At 42.1% G+C, this 12,393-nt stretch carries 10 protein-coding genes; all 10 read left to right on the plus strand.

Annotated elements, in window-relative coordinates; translation table 11 throughout:
* The first annotated feature begins 19 nt into the window (after positions 1-19).
* Positions 20-1,246 carry an isochorismate synthase gene (locus F941_RS07210; RefSeq protein WP_005009576.1) on the plus strand — a complete coding sequence of 409 codons (1,227 nt, stop codon included), beginning with the start codon at positions 20-22 and terminating at the stop codon, positions 1,244-1,246.
* Positions 1,247-1,257: 11 nt separating this feature from the next.
* The gene (locus tag F941_RS07215; RefSeq protein ID WP_005009579.1) at positions 1,258-2,925 is read left to right on the plus strand and encodes a (2,3-dihydroxybenzoyl)adenylate synthase; all 1,668 of its coding nucleotides are present in this window, start codon (positions 1,258-1,260) and stop codon (positions 2,923-2,925) included.
* 16 nt (positions 2,926-2,941) lie between these two features.
* Positions 2,942-3,592, plus strand: coding sequence for an isochorismatase family protein (locus F941_RS07220; RefSeq protein ID WP_005009581.1), 651 nt, complete (start codon positions 2,942-2,944; stop codon positions 3,590-3,592).
* The gene (locus F941_RS07225; RefSeq protein ID WP_005009583.1) at positions 3,589-3,828 is read left to right on the plus strand and encodes a phosphopantetheine-binding protein; all 240 of its coding nucleotides are present in this window, start codon (positions 3,589-3,591) and stop codon (positions 3,826-3,828) included. Before F941_RS07220 ends, F941_RS07225 begins: the two co-directional genes overlap by 4 nt.
* A 122-nt stretch (positions 3,829-3,950) precedes the next feature.
* Positions 3,951-5,117: a type III PLP-dependent enzyme gene (locus tag F941_RS07230; RefSeq protein ID WP_005009584.1), complete on the plus strand. Its 1,167-nt coding sequence runs from the start codon at positions 3,951-3,953 to the stop codon at positions 5,115-5,117.
* Between the two features lie 248 nt (positions 5,118-5,365).
* Positions 5,366-7,540, plus strand: coding sequence for a TonB-dependent receptor (locus F941_RS07235; RefSeq protein ID WP_051065829.1), 2,175 nt, complete (start codon positions 5,366-5,368; stop codon positions 7,538-7,540).
* A gap of 58 nt (positions 7,541-7,598) precedes the next feature.
* Positions 7,599-7,811 carry a hypothetical protein gene (locus tag F941_RS16510; RefSeq protein ID WP_154649281.1) on the plus strand — a complete coding sequence of 71 codons (213 nt, stop codon included), beginning with the start codon at positions 7,599-7,601 and terminating at the stop codon, positions 7,809-7,811.
* A 90-nt stretch (positions 7,812-7,901) separates the two neighbouring features.
* Positions 7,902-8,192 (plus strand): hypothetical protein, encoded by a 291-nt coding sequence (locus tag F941_RS07245; protein ID WP_005009586.1) that lies wholly within the window; start codon positions 7,902-7,904, stop codon positions 8,190-8,192.
* Positions 8,193-8,196: 4 nt separating this feature from the next.
* The gene (locus F941_RS07250; protein ID WP_005009587.1) at positions 8,197-9,807 is read left to right on the plus strand and encodes a PepSY-associated TM helix domain-containing protein; all 1,611 of its coding nucleotides are present in this window, start codon (positions 8,197-8,199) and stop codon (positions 9,805-9,807) included.
* A 1,239-nt stretch (positions 9,808-11,046) separates the two neighbouring features.
* Positions 11,047-12,279 carry an MFS transporter gene (locus F941_RS07260; protein ID WP_005009590.1) on the plus strand — a complete coding sequence of 411 codons (1,233 nt, stop codon included), beginning with the start codon at positions 11,047-11,049 and terminating at the stop codon, positions 12,277-12,279.
* Positions 12,280-12,393: the final 114 nt, after the last annotated feature.

Raw genomic sequence — 12,393 nt, forward strand, 5'->3', positions numbered from 1 at the left:
GAAAGATGTGAGAGCAAATATGTTGGCAGTAGAACCATCAGTCTTTAAAAATATGATTGGAATAACCAGGGAGAATTTAATTGAAGCAGAAGTTGCCGGCTTTGTATTTGCGACACCTACGGGAACTATTTCAAGTAAAAAACTGCTCGAAAATATCCATTTTGAGCGTCAGCCGGAATTGTCTTTTGTCGAGCAGCAGCAGAAATGGCTGAAGCACGCACAGCACAAACTGCAGCAAAAAATCCAAGCGACCAGAAATTCTGAACTCATTTTGGTGGGAAGCTTGCCCTTTGATCATCGTGATTTACCTGAAATGTCGATTGCGGAAGCAAAAAATACCTATGTTACGGATGGATTAAATTTTGTAGCGCCTTTTGAAAGACTCTCACAAGTTCAAGCAACCCTTGTTCCTCCGCAGGCCGACTATGTCGATGGTGTAGCGAAACTCGTTGAATTAATGAAAACAACTGAGCTGGAAAAGGCCGTTTTGGCGCGTGCAATTGATCTTCAATGTGAGCAAAAAATACCTGTTATAGATTTGTTCTATCAATTATTTAAGAATAATCCTGAAGGCTATACCTTTGCCTTGGCGCAGGATCCTAAAAAGTCTGGATGGTTTATGGGAGCCAGCCCTGAATTACTGGTTGCCAAGCAAAATCAATATGTGTTCAGCAATCCAGTTGCAGGAACCTTGGCGCGGAGTGCCAATGCGCTAGAAGACCAAGCGCAAGCGCAGCGTTTGCTGGCATCTGCAAAAGACCGGCATGAACATGCTGTGGTGATTGAAGCCATTGCAGATTTACTCTCGCCATTGTGTGACAAGCTGAGTATTCCGAAGTCTCCATCCTTAATCAAAACCCAAACGGTTTGGCATTTGGCCACTCAAATCCAAGGCACGCTGAAAGATCCTGAAATGCATGTTTTCGATTTAGCCTCAATTTTGCATCCGACACCTGCTGTTTGCGGGCAGCCTGCGCCTTTAGCGCGCCAATTGATCTCTGATTTAGAACCTTTCAACCGCAATTTATTTGCAGGCACGATGGGCTGGAGTGATGCTTACGGCAATGGTGCTTGGGCTGTGAATGTGCGTTGCGGCCGTATTTTTGAATATTCAGCGCGGCTATATGCAGGCGCAGGCATTGTTGAAGCATCACAGCCGGCTAGCGAATTGAATGAAACAATTGCGAAATTTAAGACCATGCTGAATGCATTGGGCTTGAATGCCGATCAACTGACATATCAATAAGGCGCAGTGTCATGTTTAAACAAGCAACGAACGCACAGCATCTCTGGGACGGCATTGTGCAATATCCGCCTGAGTTTGTAGAAAAATATATCGCCAAAGGCTACTGGCAGGGGCAGACCCTCAGTGATTTCTTTATTGAATGTGCTGAAAAATACAGCCAAAACACTGCGCTTATTTGTGGCGCCCGCCAGTTCAGTTATGCGGATTTGCAGCAGCGTATAGATGCGTTTGCGGTGTATTTAAGCAAACAAGGTTATCAGCTGGGCGATAGCGTAGTGATTCAGCTCCCGAATATTGCTGAGTTCTTTATTGCCTATTTTGGCGCACTGCGTATTGGTATGCGGCCAATCATGAGTTTGCCCGCGCATCGTCATATTGAAGTCAGTCACTTTATTGGTCAAACCAATGCAAAGCTCTATATTTGCGCTGATAAATTTATGGGCTTTGACTACCGCCGGTTAGCGCATGAATGTCTGAAACGGTGTGAAAGTTTGCAGCGTGTGATTGTTGTAGGAGATGCTGGTGATTTTGATGCATGGCCTGAGATGGATCAGCTTCAAATGCAGCGCATCGTTCCGCCGCAATTGACGGCACGCCATGTGGCATTTTTTCAGCTTTCCGGCGGCAGCACGGGTACGCCAAAACTGATTCCGCGTACGCATGATGACTATTTATATAGTGTCCGCGCCAGTGCAGACATTTGTGAGCTGAATCAGCGAACCAAAATGTTGATGGTATTGCCTGTTGCGCATAATTTCAGCATGAGTTCTGCCGGTTCATTGGGGCTGTTTTATGCCGGCGGCACGCTGGTTTTATCACAAGATCCTTCAGCAGCAACATGTTTTGCTTTAATCAAAAAGCATGGAATTTCCTATGTCGCATTAGTGCCCGCTTTAGCCGCATCTTGGGCTGAGGCGGTACAAAAAGGGCAGGAGAATATTTTTCCCCGCCTTGCGGTACTGCAAGTTGGGGGAGCCCGGCTAGCCGATGCCTTGGCGCGTCAATTGACTGAACAGTATCAGTGCCGCTTACAGCAGGTCTTTGGCATGGCGGAAGGTTTAGTCAATTACACCCGTTATGATGACGATATTGAGCAAATCATCTCGACACAGGGCAGCCGCATCAGTGCGGACGATGAAATCAAAGTGGTGGATGATGAAGACCAAGAGCTGCCGATAGGTGAAGTTGGGCATCTTTTAACCCGAGGGCCTTATACCATTCGGGGTTATTACAATGCGCCTGAGCATAACCGTAACGCATTTACGGTTGATGGTTTCTACCGCACGGGGGATTTAGTTCGCATCAATGCTGAAGGCAACATTATTGTAGAGGGACGCAGTAAGGATCAGATCAACCGTGGCGGTGAAAAAATTGCCACAGAAGAAGTAGAGCAAGTGCTTAATCAGCATCCTCAAGTCATTCAATCAGCACTAGTCTCTATGCCTGATTCAATGCTGGGTGAAAAAAGCTGCGCCTATATTCAATGGCGCATGGATGGGCAAGACCCCAGTCAAACACGGCTAAGCATGCAGCTTCGGCAATATGTTCAACATTATGGCTTGGCAACTTATAAAATTCCCGATCATATTGAATTTGTTGAAGAAATGCCTTATACCGCTTTGGGAAAAATAGATAAAAAAGCCCTCAGACAGCGTTTAGCTGCAGCACACATTTTGTAAATATATAGGTAAAACCATGGCTATTCCGCGTATCGCAAGTTATCCAATGCCGCAAGTGCAGCACTTTCCAAGCAATAAAGTGAATTGGACGCTTGACCCAAGCCGCGCCGTACTTTTAGTGCATGACTTGCAGCAATACTTCTTAGATTTTTATGACCAAACACAGGCGCCTATTCCAGAATTGATACAGCATTGCCGTCAATTAATTGATCAATGCCATAAGGTCGGCATTCCTGTGTATTACACCGCGCAGCCGGGTGATCAAAGCACAGAGCATCGCCAGCTGCTGACTGATTTTTGGGGTAAGGGCTTGGTAGCAGATCCCAATATGGTACAAATTATTCCAAGCCTTCAGCCTGAAGAGCAGGATACCGTTCTCACCAAATGGCGTTACAGCGCATTTAAGAAAAGTGATTTTGAACAGCGCATTAAAGATGCAGGCCGAGATCAGCTGATCATTTGCGGTGTTTATGCGCATATTGGCTGCTTATTGACAGCGGCTGAAGCCTTTATGCTGGATATGCAGGCCTTTTTAGTGGGCGATGCGCTGGCAGATTTCAGTTTAGAAGAACATGAAATGGCATTGAAATATGCGGCTGGACGTTGTGCCAAAGTGGTAGATACAGCGGCGGTTTTAAATGAACTTCAAACGGAGATTGTACGATGAGTCAGGCTGCTTTGACTTTGGAGGGGCTTCGTCAAACCATTGCGAAACAATTGGAAATAGACGCCAGCGAAATTCAAAATGATGACAATTTATTTATGCTCGGGCTGGATTCAGTCAGTTTGATGACGCTGGTTGGTCAGTGGCGTGAATTGGGCGTGAACGTTGAATTCCAGGATTTGGTTGAAGAGCCGACGCTGGCTGATTGGCAGGACCGTTTAAAGCGCAATCCAGCATAATGCAATGATATAACCCAAACGATTAATCTTAGGATTAATCACTTTATTAAACGGCCCTAGCCAATTTCAATAGCCAAAGGCCATTTTCGTTAAACGCAGTAAGTAACGCGAGTGGATCTTCCATGCAGTTAAACAATTATTATTCATCTCAACAATGGCAAAAAATTCAAGACTTTGCTGCGCATAAACCAAGTCCATTTTTAGTGGTTGATTTAGACCGTGTTGAATTTAAATATCAGGAACTTCAGCAAAGTTTCCCCATGGCTCATATCTTTTATGCAGTGAAAGCAAACCCGAGCTGCGAAGTGCTGCGGCGCTTAGATCAATTGGGTTCATATTTTGATGTTGCATCAGTGTATGAATTGGATCGCGTGATTGGCTGCGGCATTTCACCAGAGCGTATTTCTTTTGGCAATACCATTAAGAAAGCGGCAGATGTGAAGTATGCCTATGATCAAGGCGTGCATTTATTTGTCACGGATGCACAGGCGGATTTAGAGCAAATTGCACAGTTTGCGCCAAAGTCACGGGTCTTTGTGCGTGTTTTAGTGGAATCAGGCACGACGTCTGACTGGCCATTATCGCGCAAGTTTGGCTGTGATACCCAAATGGCAATTGATCTGATGGTCAAAGCAAAGCAGCTGGGACTTCAGCCTTATGGTGTTTCATTTCATGTAGGGAGCCAGCAGAATGATGTGACGGTCTGGAGAACTGCATTAAAAATTGTGAAAGAAGTTTTTGATACGCTTGAGCAGCAGCATGGCATTCAATTGGAATTGATTAATGCGGGCGGTGGATTTCCTGCACAGTATTTAGCAGAAATAGACACTATTCAGGATTACGCGCAACGCATTAAAAATTATATCAATGAAAACTTTCAGCGGAAAATCACGCTGTTTTTAGAGCCTGGCCGCTCTTTGGTGGGGGATGCAGGGGTCATTGTCTCTGAAATTGTGCTCATTTCGAATAAATCAGAACAAGATGATAAGCGTTGGATTTATACCGATGTCGGAGTTTTTAACGGCCTGATTGAAACGTTAGGGGAAATGATTAAATATCCAATTTATACGCCCAAAATGCAAAATAACGCGCCGAAGTCCAATGTTGTTTTAGCAGGCCCAACCTGTGATTCGACTGATATTATGTATGAAAAAGTGCCCTATCAATTGCCGCAAGACCTGAAAATGGGGGACCGTTTATATTGGCTGAGTACGGGCGCATATACGACTTCATATGCATCGGTTGAATTTAATGGCTATCCGCCATTAAGAACATTTTACTTAGAATAATAATAGTATTTGTTTTTAAGCCCCAGTCTTAGATATTAAGATTGGGGCTTTTTTATTCAAGAGCATTTAATTGCAAAACATGAGGCTGTTGGCCATATAAACAAAATTCTTCGGAATTTTTTAAATTGAATAATATAAATCATAGCGCAATTGAGAAAATATAAATTAATGATAATTATTATAATTTATTAATGGAAATGATTATCATTTATTTGTATAGTATCCAACCATTAGAAAATCATTTTTTAATGAGGGAAATTACTTTGAAAAGAACCATTTTATTTTTATCTCTAGCTGCGTCTCCATTTTTTGCAATGGCTGAAGAAACTGTGTCACTGCCGACAATTGTAGTCAAAGCGGATTCACAAGAAACCGATGTGACGGGAAAACTTAAAACCAAAGCAACGCTGAATATTTTGGGTGAAAAAGATGTCCTTGATACGCCTTTTACGATTCGTAACTACAGTGATCAAGCCATTCAAGATTCACATGCTCACTCAATGATGGATGTGCTGAAAATTGATCCAAGTATTCGTACTACAACCAATACAGGCCATTTAAATGAAAATTTTAATATGCGCGGATTTGGCATTACTTGGGAAGATTATAATTTAAATGGGGCCTATGGCATGGCGCCAACAGGACGTATCACGACCGATATTTTAAGTTCTGTGACGGTATTAAAAGGTCCAAATGCATTGATTGCTGGCATGGCGCCTGGCGGCAGCGTTGGCGGGGTCATTATTGCCAATACGAAGCGGGCGGATAAAGACATTACCCGCGTGAGCGCTAATTTTGAAGACGAAGGTTACTATAAATCGGGTTTTGATTTTTCACGCCGCTTTGGTGAGAACCAAGAATTTGGCGCACGTTTAAGTGCGAACCATGGCCAAGGCGAACACATTGTTGAGGGGCTGGAAGACGAAAGCACATCGGCCGTTTTGGCTTTAGATTGGACCACGGATAAAGCCAAAATCAATCTGGATGCATATAGCACCCAAGACAAGCGTGATGGCGGCTCGCCTGCGATGGTGTCATTTGCGCAATTGGGTAAAGTACTGGATGCGCCAGATGGCAAGAGCAATTTCTTCCCGAACATTTATGGCCGTCAATCCGCGCAATATATTGGCTTGTCTGGCGAATATAAACTGCTGGATAACTTGAAAGTGATTGCTGGTGTAGGGACTGTTGAGCAAAAGTATCAAGGGCATATTTTTGGTACACGCATGATTGTGACCAATGATGCAGGCGATGCGAACTCACAGTACTATCATGTCAATATGAAGCAAAATAATACCTCAGCAAATTTAGGTCTAGAAGGTGCTTTTAATACAGGCGCTATTTCACATACCGTGGGATTGCGTACGGACTATTTAAAAATTAAAAAGGATGCACAAGCTGGTCAAGGCTCAGAGCCTATAACTTTTATAACCAACTTATATAACCCAAGTGCAGGCGGATCAATGCCTGCTGATACACCAGAAGTTTTACCAACAGCAGACAATGAATATGTCAGCTACACTTTAACCGACCAAATGTCGATGCTGGATGATAAATTACAATTCATTTTGGGGCTGCGTTATCAAGATATCGATGTCGATAGTACGAGCTACACTCGAAACTATAGAACTGGCGAGATTATTGGTACAAATACGAAATATAGTGAAGATAAGTTATCTCCGAGTTTAGGGATTGTCATTAAGCCATGGAGTGAAGATTTATCATTCTATGCCAGCTATGTAGAAGGTTTATCACAAGGCAGTACTGTAAATAATACATTAGATGCAAATTACGGCAAAACTTTTGCGCCGTTCCAAACCAAGCAATATGAAGTGGGTACAAAATATCAGCATGGTTCATGGCTGCACACTTTAGCGGCATATCAAATTGATAAGCCAAGTACGATCACTGAATTTTATGCAACGACGGTCAATGGTGCGTCCCAAATCACCACCGATGGCGGTGAAACAACTTCGAAAGGGGTTGAATATGGTTTCTCTGGCAACGTGACTGATGATGTAATTGTCTGGGGCAACTTGGCCTATATTGATGTTGAATATAAGAAAGGGATGAATGGCAAGGTAGATATCTCAGGGAATACCGTTGAAGGTCAGCCTGAATTTACTGCTGGCTTGGGTGTTGAATACAAACTTCCCTATGTGGATGGCTTAAGCTTTAATGCGCGCGGCACCTATGTGGATAATCAATATTTAAACAATACCAATACCTTGGAATTGCCTGATTATGCTTTGCTTGATTTAGGCGCCAAATATACGGCCAATATTGGCGGAGTAGATACAACCTTCCGCGCCAATGTAGACAACGTGACGAATGAAAAATATTGGGCGGGCGTATTCAACAGCGGCTTTACCACATTAGGCGCAGGCCGTACTTATAAACTGGGTGTGAGTTTTGATTTCTAAGCTCTAAGAATATTTAGTGTTAACGAAATTCTAAACGCAAGAAGCGGGATATCTTCCAATGGCTGGAACGGTATCTCGTATTTTTCCATTTTTAAAGGGTGTAAGTTTTGAAATTCCTTGCATTTTCTTTTGTTTTTATTGGCAGCATTTTGCTGTATTGCACGCACCCAAACCAGCGCTTGGTTCAGTCGGTTTTGCCGCCGTTTTATCGTTGGATTGGCTTTGGCTGTGTGGTTTTATCGCTGCTTCTTTTTTTAGCAGCTTTGCCTAAGCTCGCTGCAATTTATATGTGGCTGTTAACCATGCTGGTCGTGTGGACATTTTTGCCATTTATACCGCTGATGATTAAAAAGAATAGCCCATGAACTCATTTTTTCAACAAAAAATTCAATCTGACTGGTGGTCAAAATCCTTTGCTGGAATATGCTTGGGTTTTATTTTTGCCTTACTCTGCGCATCAATTATTACATTATGGGCCATTCAAAATCTAAGCCAAAGTTTGGCGCCGCAATTAGGCATGTGGTCTATTCCCTGGATTTGGCTGCCTGTATGTTTTATTGCGTACTTTATACCGAAAGGCTGGCAGTCCATTTTAATTTTTACGGTATTTGATATTTTGGCTTACGGCATTTTATGTTGGATGCGAGGTTGATGACATGAAAGTGCGTACTGATATTATTCGTCATGCTAAAACGCTGCATACATGGGCTGGAATTACCTCCGGGATTTTTTTATTTATCTGTTTCTTTGCTGGCGGCCTCAGCATGTTTCAGCATGACTTGAGCCGATGGGCAACACCGCCACAGCAACAGTTGCAGCCCATTTCAGCAGCTCAATACGATCCGCTTATTCAGCAAGTTCAGGCACAATATCCAGAAACAATAAAAAGCTACCAATTAAATTTTAATTCCAAAGAATTTTATAATGCGCCAATGCAGTGGCAAACACCTGTTCCGAAAGGGCAGGATGATTATGATTTCAACACGCATCAGCAAAGTATGCTCGCCACCCTAAATGCAGATGGCGCATTGCAGGTTAAACAAGAAAACTTGTCGAAATTGGGCTGGCTGATTGAGCAGTTGCATGAAACGGCAGGTATTCCAGGGACTTTAGGCCATCACACGATAGGCGTGTATGTGATGGCGATCATTTGTGTCTTGTATTTTCTAGCGTTAATGACAGGTTTAATCATCTTATTGCCGACTTTGGTAAAGGATTATTTTGCAATTCGTGCGGGTAAAAATAAAAAAAGGTTTTGGCTAGATGCTCACAATGTGGTCGGAATCACCAGTTTTCCGTTTCATATTATTATCAGTGTCACCGTTATTTCTTTTGCCTTTCATGATGTTTTTTATGATGCGATTGATAGATTAATTGCCAAGGAAAAGCCTGCGCGGCCGCCAGCTGTTAAGATTGCAGAGCCTATTGAACCTTTAAATATTGAAAAACTGCTGGAAAAAATTCAGCAGCAAGCGCCTGAATATCAGGTCAGTTCAATCAGCTTCAATAATTTAGATGTACCCGAAAAAGCATCTGCACGCGTTAATTTATACAGCGCAGATCAAATGCTGCGCGGTGACCGTTTTGATGTCATGATGTTTAATCCTTATTTAAATAAACCATTAAATACCAACAATTTAAATACACATGCAACAGCGATGGATCAAGTGGTCCGCTCGATGTTTAGTTTGCATTTTGGTAATTATGGTGGAAACCTCACGCGCTGGTTATATTTAATTTTAGGTTTGGGCGGCGCTTTCCTCTTTTATTCTGGCAATTTACTCTGGATTGAATCGCGTCTGAAACGGCAAAAAAATATTGGGTCAGCGCCGCCTAAACAGCGTAAGGATGTTATGGCAATTGCCAATCTTACGGTTGGGGCATGTTTAGGCTGTATTTTTGCTGTAGTGAGTAGCATGTTAATTGGCCGTTGGGGCTATGTTCTATATGCAGAATTAAGCAGTGTAAATCATTTGTTTTTGTATAGTTATTATGCGGTCTTTTTACTGAGCATTGTATATGGTTTTACGGTTGGCGCAGGGAAAGCATTGCCGCAGCTTTTATTTGCCATTGCATTGGTATTGTGCTGCCTGCCGTTGACATCTTTCATCACACTGATATTTCCTCAGCTGGGTATGTGGGCTTCAATGTCATCGTTATGGTGGATTGATATCTTTGCTATCGCTTTCGCAGCGCTCTTTATTTGGTTTTATTTGAAAGCGAAGCACCGTCAAAAACATGCAGCAGAAAACAGCATATGGGCTTAATTGATTAAATCATCCCTTTGAGCCTAGAGATCCATCTGGGCTCATTTATTTTTGAAATTTGAACGATCATAAGATAGGTTTTATTGTAGCTATATCAAAAAGTGGACATTTACTAATTACGAAATGATCCAAACTTAAGCCTGCATCTAAAATCTATCTTATCCCATGGGCAGGACATCTACCCAAGCTGTAACTTAAATTTGGATATTTTAAGGCTGCTTTAAATTTTAAATGTTGATGTAAAAAACCGAGTGAATGAAAAGTGTATGCAAAGCGCTAGAGTTAATTAAAAGTTTATCATTTTAGTGGGTTTTTTGCATAATAAAGAGCGATCAAAATACAATCTTAATAAATTAACAAATCCTGCATTGAGTAAGTTTGTTGTTTAGATCTTCTGAATTAATAAATGGTGTTTCAATTAGTAATATTTTACCAATGATTAAAAAATAAATTTGGGGTTTAAATGGTTTTGTATAATTTAAATGCATAATATATAAAATGTTTTTTACATATAGCAAAAACATAAATTATTATGTTTTTGAGTTTTTATGCAATTTTTATAGCTAAGGCAATAAGTTAGTTTAACTGCTTATTTTAAGAATAAGTGAATAATTAGCCATGAATAAAGATTTCGAACTATATGTCTTATATCAAATATATGAATTTCTTATTGAGCGTGAGGGATTCAATAAAAAAAGTCCTCATACTCAGGTTTTAGACTTCTTTAAAGAAGCGCATTTAGGGACAGTTTCTGATTTTATTATTTCGAGCCCAAGCAGCTTGCGTGGAAAATTTGGAAATGTTACTCAGATCAATTTACTCAATGTTCCTTTATTTAGGGATAAGGACAGGTTTATTAAATGGGCCTATAAACAATTAAATTAACTGTACGTAAACCATAGTTAGAAAATAGAGACCCCGCTAAATCAAGGGATAGCGGGGTCTTTTAGTTAATAATATATTTTTGTAAGAATATTAATTTGTTGTGAGGTATCTCTGCCAAAGAAAAAATACAGCCAGCACATAAGGCTTTGGCGTGTATCACCTTTGGAATGCCGATGGCAAGTCCGTGACCCGTTTTCAAACCTTCCTGTGCAGGGCAGAACCTCTGGTTTAAATCATACCTTCAAAGATTCATTGCATTAAGCCATTAGCGCCAAATGCAATGCATCGAAAAAAGCTGGCGCATGCTGCCTTTTTTGCTTTATAACCATGTCAGCCCTGTAAATGATTAAAATAATGAATCAAAATAATAAAATTTTTATTGCAGCCAGCCTTGCCAATGGCGCAAGTTTTTCCATGATTTTACCGATGCTGGCGCCGCTGGTGCGCAAGCTGCGGCTGTCTGAACTGCAAGCCGGCGCCATGGTGTCAATCGGTGCATTGCTTATGGCTATAGCGGCAATCTATATCAGCAAGCATCAGCAGAAATACTCCATTTTTCAGCTGTTGAGCATCGGCTTTGTTGGCATGGCTGTGACTTGGGGTGTTTTTACAGGCGTATTGATGTATGGGCTGGCTGCACATCTTTCTTTATTTGTTTTGTTTACGCTGATGATTTCTCGCGCCAGTACCGGCTTATTCATGGCCATGCCGCAAATCGCGCTGCAAACATATGTGATGACCCGTTATGGCAATGAACAGGCGCGTGCGCAAAGCATGTCTAAATTTGGTGCACTGAATAGTGTCGGAGTGGTTTTTGGGCCGCTTTTGACAACGCTGCTGCTGTCTCAAGGGATGCTGGCGCCGTTATGGGCCGCAATATTGATACTTGCCGGCATTAGCGCTGTGATTGTATTCACTTTTGATCGTGAAGAAACAGCACCGCAATTGAAACTGCTGAACTGTAAACATCAGCAGCTGGTCAATTTACAGGATGGCATTCAGTTCAGTTTTAAGCAATGCTTTTCATGGCTGCTGCTGGGTTTTAGCCTGTATTTAGCTATTGTTACCTTGAATTTAACGGCAGGGTTTTATATTCAGGATCATTTCAAAACGGGTATTGCGCAGGGAGCAGTATCATTTGCGCAATGTTCGCTGATTGTCGGGATTTCATTGGTTGCCATGCAAAGCTTAATCTCTAAATATCTGCAATGGCCAGTACAGCGGCTGCTTTGGGTTGGTTTAATCATCATGCTTACTGGGCTGCTGATTTCAGTGACTACACAGCACTTGCATATTTTTCAAGCAGCTTATGTGCTGTACGGTATTTCCGTAGCTTGTTTGATTCCTGCCTTTACCACGGGCGCTGCCCAGACCGCGCCGCAAGCCATGCAGGCTAAAATTGCCAGCCTGTGCACAGCAACGCAGGCGCTCAGCTTTGTAGCGGGGCCGCTGATCAGTACTGGACTGTATCAATGGCATTCGGCTTATCCCTATTATTTTTTAATTTTCAATGTTGTTATGCTGATGGCCTTTTTGGCAGTCAAAGCGCTGTTAACAAATGCACAGCCTCAGATGGCAAAGGAGTAGACTGCATACATTAGTTTTTTTTAAATGAATGGGAAAAGGGCAGTATCAGCAATAAGGCAAGCAGTTTAAGCGCTTCTGTTATATTTAAAGCTCAGCGGGATTGCTGAGCGATTG

It is taken from the genome of Acinetobacter bouvetii DSM 14964 = CIP 107468 (genome assembly GCF_000368865.1).
In the GTDB taxonomy this organism is placed as follows: domain Bacteria; phylum Pseudomonadota; class Gammaproteobacteria; order Pseudomonadales; family Moraxellaceae; genus Acinetobacter; species Acinetobacter bouvetii.

Bases quoted from the DNA above. Each gene is read 5' to 3' on its own strand.
- F941_RS07210 (WP_005009576.1), top strand. From the start codon at position 20: ATGTTGGCAGTAGAACCATCAGTCTTTAAAAATATGATTGGAATAACC.
- F941_RS07215 (WP_005009579.1), top strand. From the start codon at position 1,258: ATGTTTAAACAAGCAACGAACGCACAGCATCTCTGGGACGGCATTGTG.
- F941_RS07220 (WP_005009581.1), top strand. From the start codon at position 2,942: ATGGCTATTCCGCGTATCGCAAGTTATCCAATGCCGCAAGTGCAGCAC.
- F941_RS07225 (WP_005009583.1), top strand. From the start codon at position 3,589: ATGAGTCAGGCTGCTTTGACTTTGGAGGGGCTTCGTCAAACCATTGCG.
- F941_RS07230 (WP_005009584.1), top strand. From the start codon at position 3,951: ATGCAGTTAAACAATTATTATTCATCTCAACAATGGCAAAAAATTCAA.
- F941_RS07235 (WP_051065829.1), top strand. From the start codon at position 5,366: ATGAGGGAAATTACTTTGAAAAGAACCATTTTATTTTTATCTCTAGCT.
- F941_RS16510 (WP_154649281.1), top strand. From the start codon at position 7,599: ATGGCTGGAACGGTATCTCGTATTTTTCCATTTTTAAAGGGTGTAAGT.
- F941_RS07245 (WP_005009586.1), top strand. From the start codon at position 7,902: ATGAACTCATTTTTTCAACAAAAAATTCAATCTGACTGGTGGTCAAAA.
- F941_RS07250 (WP_005009587.1), top strand. From the start codon at position 8,197: ATGAAAGTGCGTACTGATATTATTCGTCATGCTAAAACGCTGCATACA.
- F941_RS07260 (WP_005009590.1), top strand. From the start codon at position 11,047: ATGAATCAAAATAATAAAATTTTTATTGCAGCCAGCCTTGCCAATGGC.